Origin of the sequence: Caproiciproducens sp. NJN-50 (assembly GCF_004103755.1) — a bacterium.
Classification (GTDB): Bacteria; Bacillota; Clostridia; order Oscillospirales; family Acutalibacteraceae; genus Caproicibacter.
Genome location: NZ_CP035283.1, coordinates 1527149 through 1545505 on the forward strand (window position 1 = coordinate 1527149; position 18357 = coordinate 1545505).

18 protein-coding genes, 5 tRNA genes and 1 other annotated feature are annotated in these 18357 nt (G+C 51.6%); of the genes, 16 read left to right on the forward strand and 7 right to left on the reverse strand.

Translation table 11 applies throughout. The annotated features are described in order from the left end of the window. Window positions 1-27: 27 nt before the first annotated feature. The 13 genes from tig to EQM14_RS07395 all read left to right on the forward strand — a co-directional run bounded on the left by tig (window position 28) and on the right by EQM14_RS07395 (window position 10053). Window positions 28-1320, forward strand: a complete 1293-nt coding sequence (gene tig / locus EQM14_RS07335; protein WP_128742338.1) for a trigger factor — start codon at window positions 28-30, stop codon at window positions 1318-1320. A gap of 103 nt (window positions 1321-1423) precedes the next feature. Next, window positions 1424-2023, forward strand: coding sequence for an ATP-dependent Clp endopeptidase proteolytic subunit ClpP (clpP, locus tag EQM14_RS07340; protein ID WP_128742339.1), 600 nt, complete (start codon window positions 1424-1426; stop codon window positions 2021-2023). A 9-nt stretch (window positions 2024-2032) separates the two neighbouring features. Continuing rightward, window positions 2033-3349 carry an ATP-dependent Clp protease ATP-binding subunit ClpX gene (clpX, locus tag EQM14_RS07345; protein ID WP_128742340.1) on the forward strand — a complete coding sequence of 439 codons (1317 nt, stop codon included), beginning with the start codon at window positions 2033-2035 and terminating at the stop codon, window positions 3347-3349. Window positions 3350-3425: 76 nt separating this feature from the next. After that, window positions 3426-5858 carry an endopeptidase La gene (gene lon / locus EQM14_RS07350; protein WP_128742341.1) on the forward strand — a complete coding sequence of 811 codons (2433 nt, stop codon included), beginning with the start codon at window positions 3426-3428 and terminating at the stop codon, window positions 5856-5858. A 12-nt stretch (window positions 5859-5870) separates the two neighbouring features. After that, window positions 5871-6464, forward strand: coding sequence for a ribosome biogenesis GTP-binding protein YihA/YsxC (gene yihA, locus EQM14_RS07355; RefSeq protein ID WP_128742342.1), 594 nt, complete (start codon window positions 5871-5873; stop codon window positions 6462-6464). A gap of 62 nt (window positions 6465-6526) precedes the next feature. Further along, complete coding sequence (locus tag EQM14_RS07360; protein ID WP_128742343.1) at window positions 6527-6829, forward strand: YerC/YecD family TrpR-related protein; 303 nt, start codon at window positions 6527-6529, stop codon at window positions 6827-6829. A gap of 285 nt (window positions 6830-7114) precedes the next feature. Continuing rightward, a tRNA-Val gene (locus EQM14_RS07365) sits at window positions 7115-7191 on the forward strand. A 7-nt stretch (window positions 7192-7198) separates the two neighbouring features. Beyond that, window positions 7199-7275, forward strand: a tRNA-Asp gene (locus EQM14_RS07370). A gap of 6 nt (window positions 7276-7281) precedes the next feature. Beyond that, window positions 7282-7357: transfer RNA gene (locus EQM14_RS07375), tRNA-Phe, on the forward strand. A gap of 4 nt (window positions 7358-7361) precedes the next feature. Next, window positions 7362-7437, forward strand: a tRNA-Gly gene (locus tag EQM14_RS07380). A gap of 4 nt (window positions 7438-7441) precedes the next feature. Then, window positions 7442-7515, forward strand: a tRNA-Cys gene (locus EQM14_RS07385). A gap of 181 nt (window positions 7516-7696) precedes the next feature. Then, window positions 7697-8572, forward strand: a complete 876-nt coding sequence (locus tag EQM14_RS07390) for a DegV family protein (protein WP_243112776.1) — start codon at window positions 7697-7699, stop codon at window positions 8570-8572. Window positions 8573-8674: 102 nt separating this feature from the next. Next, window positions 8675-8909: a binding site (T-box leader), on the forward strand. 118 nt (window positions 8910-9027) lie between these two features. After that, window positions 9028-10053, forward strand: a complete 1026-nt coding sequence (locus EQM14_RS07395) for a branched-chain amino acid aminotransferase (RefSeq protein WP_128742345.1) — start codon at window positions 9028-9030, stop codon at window positions 10051-10053. A gap of 187 nt (window positions 10054-10240) precedes the next feature. On the opposite strand, the gene EQM14_RS07400 is transcribed toward EQM14_RS07395, so the two are convergent. The 7 genes from EQM14_RS07400 to EQM14_RS07430 all read right to left on the reverse strand — a co-directional run bounded on the left by EQM14_RS07400 (window position 10241) and on the right by EQM14_RS07430 (window position 14511). After that, complete coding sequence (locus EQM14_RS07400; RefSeq protein ID WP_128744271.1) at window positions 10241-11002, reverse strand: ABC transporter permease; 762 nt, start codon at window positions 11000-11002, stop codon at window positions 10241-10243. A gap of 2 nt (window positions 11003-11004) precedes the next feature. Beyond that, window positions 11005-11766, reverse strand: coding sequence for an ATP-binding cassette domain-containing protein (locus tag EQM14_RS07405; protein ID WP_205703215.1), 762 nt, complete (start codon window positions 11764-11766; stop codon window positions 11005-11007). After that, window positions 11763-12134 carry a DUF1048 domain-containing protein gene (locus EQM14_RS07410; RefSeq protein ID WP_128742346.1) on the reverse strand — a complete coding sequence of 124 codons (372 nt, stop codon included), beginning with the start codon at window positions 12132-12134 and terminating at the stop codon, window positions 11763-11765. The genes EQM14_RS07405 and EQM14_RS07410 overlap by 4 nt, the downstream gene beginning before the upstream one ends. Window positions 12135-12271: 137 nt before the next feature. Then, the gene (locus tag EQM14_RS07415) at window positions 12272-12616 is read right to left on the reverse strand and encodes a DUF1048 domain-containing protein (protein WP_128742347.1); all 345 of its coding nucleotides are present in this window, start codon (window positions 12614-12616) and stop codon (window positions 12272-12274) included. 9 nt (window positions 12617-12625) lie between these two features. After that, entirely contained in the window at window positions 12626-12973 is a 348-nt protein-coding gene (locus EQM14_RS07420; protein ID WP_128742348.1) for a DUF1048 domain-containing protein, read from the reverse strand. After that, window positions 12970-13299, reverse strand: coding sequence for a PadR family transcriptional regulator (locus tag EQM14_RS07425; protein ID WP_128744273.1), 330 nt, complete (start codon window positions 13297-13299; stop codon window positions 12970-12972). The genes EQM14_RS07420 and EQM14_RS07425 overlap by 4 nt, the downstream gene beginning before the upstream one ends. A 339-nt stretch (window positions 13300-13638) precedes the next feature. Further along, entirely contained in the window at window positions 13639-14511 is an 873-nt protein-coding gene (locus tag EQM14_RS07430) for a DUF2935 domain-containing protein (RefSeq protein ID WP_128742349.1), read from the reverse strand. A gap of 290 nt (window positions 14512-14801) precedes the next feature. Here EQM14_RS07430 and EQM14_RS07435 point away from each other — a divergent pair, with 290 nt between their 5' ends. The 3 genes from EQM14_RS07435 (at window position 14802) to EQM14_RS07440 (ending at window position 18340) form a co-directional block, all read left to right on the forward strand. Beyond that, complete coding sequence (locus EQM14_RS07435) at window positions 14802-15641, forward strand: tRNA lysidine(34) synthetase (RefSeq protein ID WP_128742350.1); 840 nt, start codon at window positions 14802-14804, stop codon at window positions 15639-15641. Window positions 15642-15727: 86 nt separating this feature from the next. Next, window positions 15728-15874 (forward strand): LDCC motif putative metal-binding protein, encoded by a 147-nt coding sequence (locus EQM14_RS16330; protein ID WP_164919003.1) that lies wholly within the window; start codon window positions 15728-15730, stop codon window positions 15872-15874. A 24-nt stretch (window positions 15875-15898) separates the two neighbouring features. Beyond that, entirely contained in the window at window positions 15899-18340 is a 2442-nt protein-coding gene (locus EQM14_RS07440) for a heavy metal translocating P-type ATPase (protein WP_128742351.1), read from the forward strand. Window positions 18341-18357: the final 17 nt, after the last annotated feature.

Genomic DNA, 18357 nt, shown 5'->3' on the forward strand with positions numbered 1-18357 from the left:
TCGCAGATTTGCAGGAGGAAATAGAAAATGAGTTTAAAATCAACCACCCAGGTGGAAAAGAACCGTTATCAGCTGGAGGTTCTTGTGGATGCGGAAGAATTCGAAAAAGCCGTGGATGCGGCATATCATAAAGAAAGCAAAAAAATAGCGATTCCAGGGTTTCGCAAAGGGAAAGCGCCCCGCAAATTCGTCGAAAAATATTATGGGGAAAACGTATTTTATGATGAAGCGATCAATTCCGTTTACCCCGATGCGCTCGACAAAGCGATTCATGAAGCAAAACTTAAGATGATTGAGGATAAAATCGACTTTGATCTGGTTTCCGCCGGCAAGGAAGGGCTTGTGTTTAAAGCGACGATCACCACGAAGCCGGAAGTGGAAATGGAAGACTGCAAGGGAATCCCGGTCACCAAAAAGATCGCCGAGGTGACCGATGCCGATGTCGATGCTGAAATCGAAAAGATCCGCGACCGCAATTCCAGAATGATCACGGTGGAAGACAGGGAGGCTCAGGATGGCGACACGGTTGTCCTTGATTTCGACGGTTCCGTCGACGGCAAGGCGTTCTCCGGAGGCAAGGCGGAAAACTACAGTCTGCAGCTCGGCTCCGGTCAGTTTATCCCGGGTTTTGAAGACCAGGTCATCGGACATAAAACAGGCGAAGAGTTTGACGTAAATGTAAAATTCCCGGACGATTACGGCGTGAAGGAACTTGAGGGCAAGGATGCGGTTTTCAAAATCAAGCTGCATGAAATTAAAGTGAAGGAACTTCCGAAGGTCGACGATGATTTCGTCAAGGATGTCAGCGAATTCGACACGCTGGACGCATATCGCGCGGACATTCGTGAAAAGCTTGCAAAAGCAAGAGAAGAAAAGGCAAAGGACGATCTGGACAATAAGTTGATCGATGCGGTTGTGTCCAGACTGAAAGCCGAGATTCCTGAAGCGATGTTTGAAAACAGAATCAACGACGACGTGCGGGATTTCAGTTATCGCCTGCAGTCGCAAGGGCTGAATCTCGACACCTATATGAAATACACCGGTCAGAATAAAGACTCGATCCGCAATCAGTTCCGTCCGCAGGCGGAGCGTCAGGTAAAGCTGCGTCTTGCGCTTGAAAAGATTGTAGAACTGGAAAAAATTGTTCCTTCCGACGAAGACATTGAGAAGGAATACGCCAAACTGGCTGAAAATTACAAGATGGATGCCGACAAGGTGAAATCTTTCGTCCGTAAAGAAGATCTCGCGGAGGATCTCGCAGTGGAGAAGGCTTTTGACCTGGTGCGCGACAGCGCCGTGGTTGCGGAAGAAAGGGAATAACCGGAAAGAGACAGCCGGCGCAGCAAAAAGATGCCGGAGAGCGGAATAAATCATCTGATTCCGCCAATGCTCTATTATTGCCGGCCACTGGAGGGATTGAGAAATGAGCAGTTTAGTGCCCTATGTAATTGAACAAACGAATCGCGGAGAGCGCTCGTACGATATTTTTTCCCGTCTGCTGAACGACAGGATCGTCATGCTGACGGACGAAGTGAATGATGCGACCTCCAGCTTGGTAGTCGCCCAGTTGCTTTATTTGGAGGGCCAGGACCCGGCCAAGGATATCAGCCTTTATATCAACAGTCCGGGGGGGTCCGTTACTGCCGGCCTTGCGATCTACGACACCATGCAGTATGTAAAATGCGACGTATCCACCATCTGTATGGGGATGGCCGCCAGCATGGGAGCGTTTCTGCTCACGGCGGGCGCGAAAGGGAAGCGCTATGCGCTGCCCAACAGCGACATCATGATTCATCAGCCGAGCGGCGGCACGCAGGGTCAGGCAACGGATATTAAAATTCAGGCGGATCACATGCTGCACATCAAGAAAAAGTTGAATGAAATTCTGTCGGAACGCACCGGGCAGCCACTCGAGGTCATTATGAAGGATACCGAACGCGATAATTTTATGACTGCGGAGGAAGCGGTTCGGTATGGATTGATTGACAAGGTGATACAAGGTCATCAAGACTCGATGAAATAGGGTGATAAAATGCCTAACAACGACGACAATAAGGGAAGGGAAATTTGCTGTTCCTTTTGCGGAAAGCCGCAGAGTGAGGCGCGCCGCCTGATTGCGGGGCCTGGTGTTTTCATCTGTGACGAATGTATCGAGCTTTGCACCTCCATCCTGAACGATGAGAAAAATCTGTCCACAAGAAAGGAAAGCTATAACGAGTCGGCTGCGGAACTGCCCAAACCGCAGGAAATCAAAAAGCAGCTCGACGAGTATGTCATTGGGCAGGAAGACGCTAAAATAGCCCTTTCGGTTGCTGTTTATAATCACTATAAAAGAATTTATTACGGCCGTGACAAGGACGATGTTGAACTGACGAAAAGCAACGTCCTTCTGCTGGGGCCGACGGGCGTCGGCAAAACCCTTCTGGCTCAGACGCTCGCCAAAATACTAGACGTTCCGTTTGCAATCGCCGACGCGACAACCCTGACGGAAGCCGGGTATGTCGGGGAAGACGTTGAAAATATCCTTCTGCGCCTGATTCAGGCGGCGGACTTTGATATTGAGAAGGCGGAGCGCGGGATTATTTATATCGACGAGATCGATAAAATCGCTAGAAAATCCGAAAACCCGTCCATTACGAGGGATGTCAGCGGCGAGGGCGTGCAACAGGCTCTGCTGAAGATATTGGAAGGAACCGTTTCCAATGTTCCCCCTCAGGGTGGAAGAAAACATCCTCAGCAGGAATTCTTGCAAATTGACACAACCAATATCCTTTTCATCTGCGGCGGCGCATTTGACGGCCTGAACAAGATCATTGAACGCCGTTCGGCCTTTTCTTCCATCGGATTCGGCGCCCAGGTGCGCAGCAAGTCGGAACTGGATTCCACTTCCTGGATGAAGGATGTCATACCGCACGATCTGGTCAAATTCGGCTTGATTCCCGAACTGGTGGGAAGGCTGCCCGTGATTGCAGCGCTGGACGGCCTTGATGAAGAGGCTTTGGTCCGTATTTTAACCGAACCGAAAAACAGCCTGGTAAACCAATACAAAAAGCTGTTTCAGCTTGACAAGGTTGAACTGGAGTTTCAGCCGGAAGCACTCAGAGCGATTGCAAAGAAAACCCTGGAACGCCGGACGGGCGCCAGAGGGCTTCGGTCGATTTTGGAGAACATGCTGACGGACTTAATGTATCATGTTCCGTCCGATTATACGGTAGAGAAAGTCGTCATCACTCAAGACGCGGTGGAGAATGGGGCAAAACCGGAAATCACTTATAATCCGGATCGAAAGCCGGTTGCGCTCAAAATCACGTCTCCCAGCAAAAGAGGGAGGAAGGACACCGCTTCCTGAGGGAACCAATGCCTGTTGCAGCGCGGCAATCAGATCGCCCTGCAACAGCTTTTTTTTCAAGGAGCTTACTATGAGTATGATAGAAACTGACATACAACACGAATCCGCCGCTATTCCGGCTCTTGCACTGAGAGGGCTCGTTATCTTTCCGGGCATGCTGCTTCAGTTTGACGTCGGCCGCCGAAAATCCATTCTTGCGCTGGAAAAAGCGATGGAGGAAAATCAATTGATTTTCCTTGTTGCTCAAAAAGATCTTTCCGAAAACGACCCGTCTGCGGAACAGATTTTTTCCATGGGGGTCGTTGCAAAAATCAAGCAGGTGATCCGGCGCAACGACGACGGAGTCCGTCTGTTTGCAGAGGGGCTTTACCGTGCGAATGCGACGTCCTATGAATCGGAGAACCCTTTCCTGCTGGTTCATTTGCAGCGGGTTGAGACTCTGCCGTCCCGGTCGACCAGGAGATCAGAGGCGCTGATTCGTTATACGCAAAACCTTTTTGAGCAGTTTATTCAGAACTACACTCACATTCCGCCGGATATTGTAATCGGCGTTGTGCAGAAAAAAGACTGCGGGGAACTGGCGGATTATATCGCGTCCAATATCATGTTTGATTTTGAGGAAAAACAGACAATCCTGGAGGAACTGCATCCGCTCCGCAGGCTGGAAAAGCTCGCGGCAATTCTGAAAAAGGAAACGCAGGTTCTTTCCATTGAGACCCAGATCAGCGAAAAGGCAAAAGAACAGATCGACCGCAACCAGAGGGAGTACTTCCTGCGCGAGCAGATGAAGGCGATCTCCTACGAGCTCGGAGAAGACGACAATCCCCAGCAGGAAGCGGACGAATTGCGCGAGAGGATCGAAAAACTCGGCCTGCCGAAAGCGCAGCATGAAAAGCTGATGAAGGAATGCGACCGTTTGTCCAAAATGCCGGATGGTTCCCATGAGGGAAGCGTGATCGTCAGTTACCTGGAAACCTGCCTGGAGCTGCCGTGGAATGTTTCCAGCAAAGAGCATATCGATTTGAGAAAAGCCCGCAGGATCCTTGACAGGGAGCATTACGGCCTGGAAAAAGTAAAGGAACGCATTCTGGAAGTACTGGCCGTGAAAAAACTCTCGCCTGATATCCGTGGGCAGATCGTCTGCCTGGTCGGCCCTCCGGGGGTCGGCAAGACGTCGATCGCCCATTCGATCGCGGAGGCGACCGGCCGCAAATACGTTCGCGTATCACTTGGCGGCGTCCGCGACGAATCAGATATCGTGGGGCACCGGCGCACCTATATCGGCTCCATGCCGGGGCGGATCATCAATGCCATGAAGCAGGCGGGAACCAACAACCCGCTGATTCTGCTCGATGAGATCGATAAGATGGGCAACAATTTTCGCGGCGATCCCTCTTCCGCCCTTCTTGAAGTTTTGGATTCCGAACAGAACAACGCTTTCTACGACCATTATATCGATATGCCGTTCGACCTGAGCAATGTGCTGTTCATTACGACCGCAAACGACGCAAGCGCGATTCCGGAGCCCCTGTATGACAGAATGGATGTCATTACGCTGGGGAGTTACACGCATCTGGAAAAATACAATATTGCTGTGAAGCATCTGATTCCCAAGCAGCTGAAAAAGCATGGAATCGCCTCCGCACAGCTGAGGATTACGCCTGAGGCCGTTCATAAACTGATCGACGGCTACACAAGGGAGGCCGGCGTCAGGACTCTGGAGCGCAATATTGCTTCACTGTGCAGAAAATGCGCAAAATATTTTGTGGAGGACCGTAAAAAAAGGATTACGATCAGCCCCAAAAAAATCGAGGAGCTTCTTGGACCGGAAAAATTCAAGGAGGACAGCCGAAGCCAGCAGGATATGGTCGGACTGGTCAACGGACTGGCCTGGACCAGCGTAGGCGGGACTCTTCTGCCGATTGAGGTCGCCGTGATGGACGGGACCGGAAAACTTGAGCTGACCGGCTCGCTTGGCGACGTGATGAAGGAATCCGCGCGCACCGCGATCAGCTGCATCCGCACAAGGGCCAGGGGCCTTGGGATCAGCCACGATTTTTACACGAAGTATGATATTCATATTCACGCTCCGGAAGGCGCGATTCCAAAGGACGGACCGTCCGCGGGTACGGCGATGGCTACGGCTATTACGTCGGCGCTCTGCAAGATTCCCGTCCGGCATGATGTTGCCATGACGGGTGAAATCACCCTGCTTGGCCGCGTGCTGCCAATCGGCGGACTGAAGGAAAAGACGATGGCGGCTTACCGCTCCGGAGTCAAAACCGTTATCATCCCTTCCGACAATGTCGCGGACCTCGAAGAAATCGATACCACAGTGAAAAATTCCATCCAGTTCAAGCCGGTTGATCAAATCGATCAGGTTTTGAAAATTGCGCTGACAAAAATGCCGACGCCTCAGGAAGCGTCGGACGCTTCTGAGCCGATGGCGCTCCCGGCCGCAAATAAAATTGACCGCATTTCTTCCGGCACAGCCTCAATTCCGCAGTGACGGTGCCGGAATATGGGGATTGAAACGGCTTTTTTCGAACTTTCGGCCGGCCGCTCGGATCAGCTTCCAGCTTCAACCCTGCCGGAAATTGCTTTTTCCGGCAGATCGAACGCAGGAAAGTCGTCGCTGATCAACCGTCTGCTTCTGCGCAAGTCTCTGGCCAGGACCAGTTCGGCCCCGGGGAAGACCGCAACCGTCAACTTTTACAACCTTGGCTTTTGCCGGTTTGTCGACCTGCCGGGGTATGGGTATGCGAAAGTGTCAAAATCGGAAAAACTTCGATGGGCGGAACTGGCGCAAGGCTATTTCCGCCAGCGGCGCGATATCCGTCTTGTCGTGCAGCTGATGGATCTGCGCCATGCCCCGACCCCGGACGACCTTCAAATGGTAAGTTTTCTGAGCGACGGAAAAGTCCCATTTCTGATTGCGGCAACCAAATGCGACAAACTCAATAAAACGGAGCGCTCTTCTCAGGAGGCAGTGTATTGCGAAAAATTTGGATCGTGTCCGGGGATTCCGATTGTCCCGTGCTCCGCCAAGTCGGGGGAAGGCGTTGGCGTGATTCGCGAAAGAATTCTCTCAGCGTGCAGCTTTGCGGAGAAATAGTTCTTCTATTTGACTTTTCTGCTTTGTAATGATATTCTGTTAAAGTTGGGAGAGTGGTTGCATTGAACTCGAGACTGAAAGACGACAGCGTGGATTTTTTGTTCAGCGCGGTTTTATCTTTAAAAACTCCGGAAGAATGCTATGCTTTTTTTGAAGATCTCTGCACGGTTTCAGAAATCAAGGCGATGTCCCAGAGGCTTTTGGTGGCTCACATGTTGAGCAATAAAAAGGTCTACAGCGATATTGTGGCGACGACCGGCGCCTCCACGGCCACGATTAGCCGTGTCAACCGGTCCCTTCACTATGGATGTGACGGGTACGAGCTCATTTTCCAGAGGCTGGAAGAGGGACAAAAGAATAAATAGATTGAAGCTTTCTTCTGCGGGGCGGTTCGGTGTTTTGCTGGATTCCTTTTAACGCGGCCTGTTGTACTTTTTGTTGGAGCAGGCCGTTCTGCGTTTCGCCGGTGCGCACGCGGAAGAAAGTTTTCTGCCGCCGAAAATTATTACCGGGCCGGCACAATGCTCTGGACCGGAAAGAAAAGAAGATTATGGTAAAAAACCTGAAAAAAGTAGTTTTTCGTGTTGACAAGCGCGGTTAAATATAGTATTATATAACACGTCGCTGATAAATGGGTGAGAACAGTTGACGGGAGCATAGCTCAGCTGGTTAGAGCACCTGCCTTACAAGCAGGGGGTCATAGGTTCGAGTCCTATTGTTCCCACCATTTAGTTGGCTCGGTAGTTCAGCTGGTTAGAACGCTAGCCTGTCACGCTAGAGGTCGTCGGTTCGATCCCGATCCGAGTCGCCATAGTATGCCTCTGTAGCTCAGTCGGTAGAGCAGGGGACTGAAAATCCCCGTGTCGGTGGTTCGATTCCGCCCGGAGGCACCAAAATGCGAACGTAGCTCATCTGGTAGAGCGCCACCTTGCCAAGGTGGAGGTAGCGAGTTCGAGCCTCGTCGTTCGCTCCAGATTGGCGTCATAGCCAAGTGGTAAGGCAAGGGTCTGCAAAACCCTCATCCCCGGTCCGAATCCGGGTGACGCCTCCAAAATGAAAAATTGATTCCATTAAAAGTAACCCGGGCTTTTGTCCGGGTTACTTTTTTGCCTGGCTCCCATTGATATTTAAAAACGCATGTTCTATACTAATTGAAAGCGGCCTGTGCGGAGTCTTCGGTTTTGATGAAAAATGGTAAACGAAGCGTTTATTAGGAAAGGATCTGTTTGAAAGTGGCGAAATTTTGTGTTTCAACAGATTCGGGCTGTGATTTACCCGGAGAATATTGCGAAAAGCGGAACATTTATTTCTATCGAATGAAATACACGGTTGGCGGGGTCGAATATGCGGACCGGATGCACCTCGGAGACTGCCGGGCGTTTTACGATAAAATGCGCGGGGGAGCGGTGCCGCGCACCAGTCAGATGACGCCCGTTGAATTCGAAAATTTCTGGTCGGAGCTTTATCAGAAATATGGGCTGCCGATTCTTCATATTGCGCTGGGAAGCGGAATTTCCGGGACCTACGACAATGCGATGATCGCCAAAACGTTGTTTTTGGGAAAATATCCCGATGCGAAATTATTTGTCATCGATTCAACGCTGGCCTCCATTGGTTACGGAATGCTCTGTATCTGGGCTGCGGACTTGCGTGACGGGGGGAAATCTCCTGAGGAGTGTGAAAAAGCTCTCAATGAGGGAAAGGTGTATATCAATACATATTACACGACCGATGATCTGAAATATTTATATCGCAGCGGGCGGGTAAGCAGGACCGGCGAAATGATCGCTACCGCCCTAAATATCAACCCCATTCTGAATCTTGACAGGGAAGGGCATTTGATCGTCCGTGAAAAAATACGAGGACGGAATCACGCGCTCGGACGTATCGGCGATATTTTAGGGCAGTTGGTTACAAGCCCCGAGAGACAAACGGTGTATATTTGTCATTCGGACTGCAAGAAAGAGGAAGTGCAGTTTTTTTCCCAGGAGATGATCAGCCGCTTTGGCTTTCGGAACTCCTTTGTCAGTTATATCGGCCCCACCATTGGTTCCCACTGCGGCCCTGGACTTTTGGCTGCTTTTTTTGTAGGCCAGGCGCGGGACTGATCGTTGGCTTTCAAAAGGGGAAATCAAATTTAATCCAAATCAATTTCTGCTGCGATATTGACTTTTTAAAGAGTTGGGAATATAATAGTTAAAATTTAAATAGTTAAAGCGATGAAGAAAAAGTATTTGTTTTTGAATGCGCAGAGAGAAGATGTTCGGTGTAAATCTTCGTGAAGAAAACAGAGAAGTCGTTTCCGAGCTGTTGAACTGAACGAGAAAAGTCTATTAGGTTCGACCGGTGCTCCGGCCGTTATAGCGGAAGCGGTATTTAATACTGCGTGAGTGCGGAGTTCTCTCTGAATTAGGTGGTACCACGGATTTTTAATTCGCCCTAAGCTGTTAGCTTAGGGCTTTTGTTTTACCGCCGACGCAGGGCACAAATCCTTACTGTCATAATTCTGAGATAATTTATAAGACTCATCAAATCAATTCATTATAGAAAGGTAGTTTGAGAGATGGAAAAAAAGGATCTCGATTGGGCGAATCTTGACTTCAGCTATAGAAAGACAGACAAAAGATTCGTTTCAAATTATCGTGACGGAGTGTGGGATGAAGGAAAACTGACTGACGATGACATGGTTACAATCAGTGAATGTGCCGGTGTCCTTCAGTATTCCCAGTCTTGTTTTGAGGGCCTGAAAGCGTATACAACGGAGGATGGCCATATCGTGGCTTTCCGTCCGGATATGAACGCAAAACGGATGGAAGGCAGCGCGAAGAGATTGGAGATGCCGGTGTTTCCGCAGGAAAGATTCGTTGATGCGGTCGTCCAGACGGTGAGAGCGAACGCCGGTTTTGTTCCGCCGTTTGGCTCGGGCGCGACTCTTTACGTCCGTCCATACATGTTTGCAAGCGGCAGGGTGATCGGCGTTGCTCCGGCTGATCAATATCAATTCCGTGTTTTTACGACTCCGGTCGGACCGTACTTTAAAGGCGGCGTGCATCCCCTCACACTCTGCGTCAGTGATTTTGACCGGGCTGCGCCGCACGGGACGGGGGACATAAAGGCGGGACTCAACTATGCGATGAGCCTTCATGCGATTGTTACGGCCCACAAAAACGGATTCAATGAGAACATGTATCTCGATGCGGCCACCCGCACCAAAGTCGAAGAAACCGGCGGCGCGAATTTTATCTTTGTTACAAAGGACAACAAGGTCGTAACTCCAAAGTCAGACAGCATTCTTCCGTCAATCACTCGCAAATCGCTTCTGCAAATCGCCAAAGACTATCTCGGCCTCGAAGTGGAAGAAAGAGAAGTGTATTTTGAGGAGGTCAAGGATTTTGCCGAGTGCGGCCTCTGCGGTACGGCGGCCGTTATTTCCCCGGTCGGAAAGATTGTAGACCATGGAAAGGAAATCTGTTTCCCGAGCGGAATGCTGAATATGGGACCAATTACTCAAAAACTGCACGACACACTCACCGGGATTCAAATGGGCCGAATCAAGGCTCCGGCGGGCTGGATCAAGGTAATCGAATAGCCTCGCTTACAATATGTTACTGTGGCACCCCTTTTGTCGAGGGGTGTCCTTTTGTTTGCCCAGTATTTATCTCATTGGTTATCGGTTCCGCGTCGCAGCGCCTGGCTCTTTGACAACTGATATATTCCGTTGTTTTACACTGATTCGCGTTTCATCACCGCGTATCTTAACCCGTGTTTTATTAACATTAGGCTGCTTTACGTTTATAGGCAAGCATTGCGAATAGATACGCAGCAATAAGAATGCCGAGGCACCATGCGAGCGCAATCCAAATGTCATTACCGACAGGCTGCCGTTCGAGCAGAGAACGAATCGCATCGACGATGGAAGTCACCGGCTGGTTTTCGGCAAAGGCGCGGACAGGTCCGGGCATGGACGCTGTTGGCACAAACGCCGAACTGATAAATGGCAGAAAGATAAGCGGGTAGGAAAAGGCGCTTGCGCCGTCCACCGACTTTGCAGTTAGTCCGGCAATCGCCGCGACCCATGTCAGGGCCAGCGTAAACAGCGCGAGGATGCCGGCAATCGCAAGCCAGGACAGTATTCCCGCCGATGAGCGAAAGCCCATAATGAGCGCCACGAGAAGGATGACGACAACCGAAATGGCGTTGGATACCAGCGAGGTCAGCACATGCCCCCACAGAATGGAGGAACGCGCGATCGGCATGGAGTTGAACCGCTCCAATATGCCCTGCTGCATATCCAAAAACAGACGGTAAGCCGTATAGGAGATCCCGGTTGCAATCGCGATCAGCAGAATACCGGGCAGCAGGTAGTTCACATAGTTATCCGTGCCGGTTTGAATGGCGCCGCCGAACACATAGACGAACAGCAGCATAAACGCGATCGGCATGAGGGTAGTGGTGATAATAGTGTCCATACTGCGGAAAATATGGCGCATGGAACGCCCCAGCATGACGCCCATGTCGCTGAAAAAGTGCCTATTCATCGTCATTTTTCGTCCTTCCTGCCAACGATCGCGAGGAATATCTCCTCCAATGTGGGTTGTTTTTCTATATACTCTGCCTTCGCGGGCGGGAACAGCTTTTTCAGCTCGTCAAGCGTGCCGCTCACGATAATCCTGCCCTCGTGCAGAATGGCGATCCGGTCGGCAAGCTGCTCGGCCTCCTCCAGATACTGCGTGGTCAGGAACACGGTCGTGCCATTATCAGCAAGCTCTTTGACCGTTTTCCAAACCTCGATGCGTGCCTCGGGGTCAAGCCCGGTGGTCGGCTCGTCGAGAAAAATAAGCTGCGGCTTTCCGATTAGGCTCATGGCGATGTCGAGCCTGCGGCGCATGCCGCCCGAATAGGTGGAAACCCTGCGGTCGGCGGTGCCGGTCAGGCCGAAGCGGTTCAATAGATCGTCCGCAACCTGCCGGGGATTTTCGAGATGCCGCAGTCTGGCGATCATGACGAGGTTTTCCCGTCCGGTCAATATCTCGTCCACGGCGGCAAACTGCCCGGTCAGGCTGATCGACCGCCGCACATAGTCGGGCTTTGACGTAACATCGAAGCCGTTGACGGTAGCGCTTCCTCCATCCGGTTTGAGCAGTGTGGTAAGAATTTTGACGATCGTCGTCTTGCCCGCGCCGTTGGAGCCGAGCAAGGCGAAAATCTCACCTCGCTTCACTTCAAGATCGACGCCCTTCAGGACTTCCGTGGCCTTGAAAGACTTCCGCAGCCCTTTTACTTGAATCGAGGTATCTATCATTTTGAATCCTTCCCCCTTCCGAATTTTTTCAGTATGTCATGGTTGAGTGCCTCGTGCCAGTCTTCCGTGTATGTTCTGGCATTGCGCAGAAGCTCGTCGCAGAAGGCGGCCACGTCCTCGCCGGTAATCTCCAAAACATGCTTGCCTTCCGCCGCGCCAGCTTTGAACAGTTCTATCAGATCATAATGAATCTTCATCATGTCATAGCCGTCACCTCCCGCGAAATTCCACATATATTTCTGGATTTTTTTAAAGACGAACTGATAGTCTTTGGGCAGAGCCTCCACCCTTGCCATCTGTTGCTTGTACTCGCGCTTGCTCTCAATTATTTTTTTTATATTGAAGTAATTATCGAAAAACTCAGGCATTTGATTGCACCTCCTTAACTAGTTTATTTTGGACGCGATAAATTTCCGCTTTTTCAGAACTTCCCCAGTCCTCACGCCCCGCGCCATTGGAACCAAGCAGGGCGAAAATACCGTTTTTTCCATCCCGCTATCCTCCTTTACTTATCCGTGACCTTTTTCATGGCCTTGTCAACTTCCTGGCTAACAGATTCCTGATAGATGTCCGCGTAAGTTTTTGAATCTTTGATCAGATCGTCGCAGAAAACCGCTACGTCACTGCCTGTCACTTCGAGCACGCCTTTCCCCAAGGCTGCGCCTTCCTCAAAAAGATCGACGATTCCAGAGAGCAGACCCGTCCCCTCGGTCAGCTCGACAGGGCCGACCTTAAAGAGATATTTTTGAATCTCTTTATAGACAATCTGATAATCCTGCGGGAGAGCTTTGACACGCGCCATGTGCGCCCGCCATTCTTTTTTACCTTCGATAATATCGTGTATTCTCATCTTATCCTCCTATTTACTTAATTTCTTGGCGATATTGTTGTTGAGTTGCTCGCGCCACTTGTCGCGATAAGACTTTGCCCCTTCTTCGCCGGCCAGCGCTGAGCAGAAACCTTTGATATCGTCACCCAAAACCTCTCGGACACTCTGGCCGTCCGCCGCCGATTCTTCAAGCAGGCCAAGCACACCGTCAAGAATTGGCATGAGGTTGCGGCCGGTGAAATCTGAGTGCGGCCAGAGGTTGGTCTTGATTTTTCCCCACGCCGCCTGATAATCAGCAGGCAGTTTTTTGACCCGCGATTCAAAAGTTTTCATTTCTTTCGTCATATCGCTGCCTGTGACTTTCTCCCAAAAATTCATTGCTTTTTCTCCTTTAACTCATTGATTCTCGATGATACGAACTCCCATTTTTCCCAGAACCTGCGCAGCTCTTCACGCCCCGCGTCATTGAGCGCAAAAAACTTTCGCGGCGGCCCCATATTGGAGGACTTTTTGGTGATCTCTACCAGATTGCTTTTTTCAAGCCGGATCAGGATGGTGTACACCGTTCCCTCCACAATATCCGCGAAGCCGAGGTCGTTCAGCCGCCGCGTGATTTCGTAGCCGTAGGTTTCTTTGCGGCTTATAATTTCGAGGACGCAGCCCTCAAGCACGCCCTTAAGCATTTCCGTTAGGTTTTCCAGCAGAATCCCTTCCTTCCTATCGTATTCTGTATTACTTACTACTTCTATATAGTAACACACAGTAGATAGTTTGTCAATAGTGCTGAACGCAGGTCCTGCCACAGAAACGCCCCCCGCCTTTAAACGGCGGCACGGCATTTTCACGGCAATACTGACAGAGTGGATAATGCATAAAATATTTTGCACAAGAAAACAGCGGTGTGCTCCCGAGGGGAAGCATATCGCTGTTTGTTGTCAGCAGCTCGTTTCACGGTCTGCGTGTAGTTCTTTAAAAGGGTGTGCAAGTATCCTATCGTTTTCGCGCCGGATTGCTTCGGAAAATAATTTACAATCAGCTTTGATTCAAGACTGCATCAAATAAATGAAATGATTCGCTTCCCGAAGAAGATGGTCCGTATAAAGCGGGAGCATAATGGATTTGACCTTGCATTCGATGATCCCCTGTGTCGCATCCGCTTTGAATCTGCTGATTGCTTGCGTATCTTCCAGAATATCGCCGTCGCTGGGCGTTCCGTTTTGCAAAATCGCGTCAAACGTCTGGGCAAACTGATTCGCAAGTTCAAAATATTTTGTTTCCGTCGGATCGAACTGGCCGCGCATCACCTTAGCGTGGTCGGACATGTTCTGAATCCAGAATTTTTTATAGTCTTCCACAACGTTTTCGTCCCTGCTCTGGAGCTTTGACAGAATCGCGCTGTATCTCTGCGCTTCCTTCAGCACATGCTCCAGATCCGCATTGTACATGAAAGTGAAAAGAGTACAGGCGTTCCGTCGATTCAGAACATCCGTCTTAAATCGCACCAGGGCGTTTGTCTGCATCAATATTGTCTGGTTCAGCGCGGAGACCTCCTGCTCTTTTCTCGGTGTTGGTACAATACCCTGGTTCAGGGGCTGGATGTTGTATTCCATGCGGGTCAAATCGCTGTTGACGGCGATGCCGGTATCCTTCCGGACAATCCTCTCCGCTTCTTCTGTGTAGCGGGTATAGTATTGGCCGGACTGCAATGCCGCCTCGGGGATCGAACCGTTCGCAAGGCCGATCGCAGACTGGAGGAGCCGGTCAAACTGCCGGCGGAATGAATCGGCTTGGGCTCCCAGCTGCTTTCCGGGAGGAGGCATTGTCCCCTCAATGAAAACGGCGTGTTCCTTCATGATTCTAAGCCAGAAAAGATTGTATGTAAGTGACAACTGCACATACTCTTCTCTCGAAAGCACAAGATCACTTCCTAATCATAATGATATACATTTTACGCCCGGCGGAAATAAATTATTACATCGGAATAGTCTGTTCCATACCGAAAAAACGGAGCGGGAAAAATCGTGACGCCGGGGACGGCCGGGACAACGCGGGCCGCATGGATGCCGGAACGAAAATGGGCGGACGCGGGTCGGCTTTCATTTCTGTTTGGTCCTTGACAAAGTGGACTAAAAAGGGATATAATCAAAACACCGGATATACATTAAGTATATCGGAATGATAGGCTATAAACATAAGGGTGAATCCAATGGGAAGCTGTGAAGAGATTGAGGCAAGCATATTCAAAAGATACAGGAGAAAGATATGGATCCCGTTTTTGACGGCGGTGAAGGATTACCGCCTGATCCGGCCGGGCGACCGGGTTGCAGTCTGCATTTCCGGCGGGAAGGACTCCATGCTGACCGCGAAATGCATGCAGCATCTTCAGAAGTACAGCGACTTTCCGTTTGAGGCCGAATATCTGGTGATGGACCCTGGATACAATAGAGAAAACAGGCGAAGGATCGAGGAAAACGCCGCGCTTTTGAATCTCCCGATCCGGATTTTCGAGACACGGATCTATGATATCGTATCCCGCCAGGACGGCTCTCCCTGTTATCTCTGCGCCAGGATGCGCAGAGGTTACCTGTACAAACGCGCGCAGGAGCTGGGCTGCAACAAAATCGCGCTCGGCCATCACTTTGACGATGTGATCGAGACAACCCTGATGAGCATGCTTTACGGCGCGGAGATCAGGACAATGCTGCCAAAGCTCCGCAGCAAGCATTATTCGGGGATGGAACTGATCCGGCCGATGTATCTGGTCCACGAGGCGGATATCAAAAGCTGGCGCGATTCCAACCATCTTGGATTCATCCAGTGCGCGTGCCGCTTTACGGAGAACTGCGAACTGAACGGCGGGAATTCGAAACGCCGGGAGACCAAGGAGCTGATCGAACAGCTCAGAAAAGCAAACCCGGGAATCGACCGGAATATTTTTCACAGCGTCCACAATGTCAATCTGGATATGGTACCCGGATACCGAAGCGGAGGAAAACAGCACAGCTTTCTGGATGACTATGACCTTGAAAGAAAACAATCCGATTGAAACGCCGGGTCTAAAACCGGCGGCGCGGGGAATCCTATAAGGGGTTTTCGGCAGGTTCATTTTCATGCCGAAAGGAGAATATGATCATGAAATTTTGGGATAAAATGAAAAAATCGGTCCAAGGATCTTTGGATAAAATGGCAAAGGAAAATCAGAAACAGTTCGGTGACGGGGTTCCCGATTGCTGCAAAATGAACCGTCAGGGCGCAAAGAAACCGGACGACAGGCAGTAATGCAACGCAGAAGGGAAGATACTTATGGTCAGAAAGGAAACCATAAAAATATCCGGAATGTCCTGCGCGGCCTGCGCCGCGAGGATTGAAAAGGGCTTGAGCAGGGTCGACGGGGTAAAGTCGGCGAACGTCAATCTGGCGATGGAACGCGCCACGGTGGAGTATGACGACGGCAAGGTCGCCCCGGAGAAGCTGGACGGGACGGTGGAAAAACTCGGATATTCCGTCATCCGCGATCCGGAGCCGCATACCGGCAGGGCGGTCCTGAATATCACGGGAATGTCCTGTGCCGCCTGCTCGGCCAGAATCGAAAAGAAGCTGAGCCGGATGGAGGGCGTCCGGAACGCGGGAGTCAATCTGACGACGGAAAAAGCGACCGTGGAATACGATCCGTCCGCCGTCCGCGTGAAGGATCTGGTCGGCGCGGTGGAGTCTCTCGGGTACGGCGCGGAGGAAGAGAGAGAGCTGTCAAAGGACCGGGAGCGGGAAGCAAGGCAAAAGGAGATCAACAGTCTGAAATATTCTTTGATCGCTTCCGTCATTCTGAGTTCTCCTCTGCTTCTGGCCATGATTTTTTCCATGGTTGGAATCGACGTGCCGCTGCTGCACAATCAGTATTTTCAGCTTGCCGTGGCCACGCCCGTCCAGTTCATCATCGGGTTCCGGTATTACCGCAATTCTTACTTCGCGCTCCGGTCCGGAAGCGCCAACATGGATGTGCTCATCGCCATGGGCACGTCCGCCGCGTATTTTTTCAGTTTGTACAATGTCTTTTTTGAGGCTCCGGCGATGGGCGGACACAAGGACCTCTACTTTGAAGCGGCGGCCACCGTCATTACCCTGATCCTTCTCGGTAAATATTTTGAGGCTGTGGCCAAGGGAAAGACGTCGGAGGCTATCAAAAAGCTGATGGGCCTTCAGGCGAAAACCGCGAGAGTGGTCCGGGACGGCAGGGAAAGCGACATCCCGATCGAGGAAGTCCGCATCGGGGACCGCGTGATTGTCCGGCCCGGCGAGCGGGTCCCGGTTGACGGAACCATTGTGGAGGGAACCTCCTCCATCGACGAGTCCATGCTCACGGGCGAGAGCATCCCGGTCGAAAAGAAGCCGGGGGACCTGTGCATCGGGGCGACCGTCAACAAATACGGAACTTTTACGTTTGAAGCCTCCCGTATCGGAAAGGATACGGTCCTTGCCCAGATCGTCAGAATGGTGGAGGACGCCCAGGGCTCCAAGGCCCCGATCCAGAAGATCGCCGACCGGGTTTCCGGCGTGTTTGTCCCCGCCGTTATCGGAATTGCCGCCGTCGTGTTTCTCGTGTGGTTCTTTGCCACCGGCGACCTGAACCGGTCCATCGTCAGCGCGGTTTCCGTCCTGGTCATCGCCTGCCCGTGCTCGCTGGGGCTGGCCACGCCGACGGCGATCATGGTCGGCACCGGACTCGGCGCGGAAAACGGGATTTTATTCAAGGGCGGGGAGCATCTGGAAACGGCTTACCGGCTGAATACGGTTGTCATGGATAAAACCGGGACCATCACAAAGGGCAAGCCGGAGGTGACCGATCTGGTCAGATTCGGCGGCCTGGAGGAAGAGGAGCTTCTCAGGCTTGCCGCTTCGGCGGAAAAACGCTCGGAGCATCCGCTCGGCGTGTCGATCTACGAATACGGCAAAGAAAAACTGGAAACGGTTCCGGACCCCTCGCAGTTTGAAACCATTCCGGGGCGCGGCGTCCGCGCGGTCTCGGAAGGAAAAAACATTCTTCTGGGCACGCGCAAGCTGCTGGAGGAGAACGAAATCGACGCGGCCGGCGCTTCTTCCGTCCTCGAAAAGCTGGAGACCGAAGGAAAGACGGCCATGCTGATGACCGTCGGCGGGCGTCTGGAAGCTGTTTTCGCGGTCGCGGACACGCTGAAGGAACATTCCGCAGAGGCGGTCCGGGAACTTCAGGGCATGGGCGTCGACGTCTATATGATGACGGGGGACAACCGCAGAACCGCCAGTGCCATCGCGAAACAGGCGGGGATCGAACACGTTCTTGCGGAAGTTCTGCCGGAGCATAAGGCGGAAGAGGTGGAAAAGCTCAAAAAAGAGGGAAAAGTGGTCGCGATGGTCGGAGACGGCATCAACGACGCTCCGGCTCTTGCGACCGCGGACATCGGAATGGCGGTCGGAACGGGGACCGACGTCGCGATGGAAGCGGCGGACATCACCCTGATGCGCGGGGACCTGCGCACGATTTCCGCGGCGATCCGCCTGTCCAGGCGGACGATGCGCAAGATCAAGCAAAACCTGTTTTGGGCTTTCTTCTATAATTCCATCGGCATTCCGTTCGCCGCGTTCGGGTTTCTGAATCCGATGATCGCGGGGGCGGCGATGGCGTTCAGCTCCGTATCGGTTGTGACGAACTCGCTGAGCCTGAAACGCTTTCATCCGATGGAACAGCCCGCAAAATCATACAAATCATAATTTGAAGGAGGATTTTT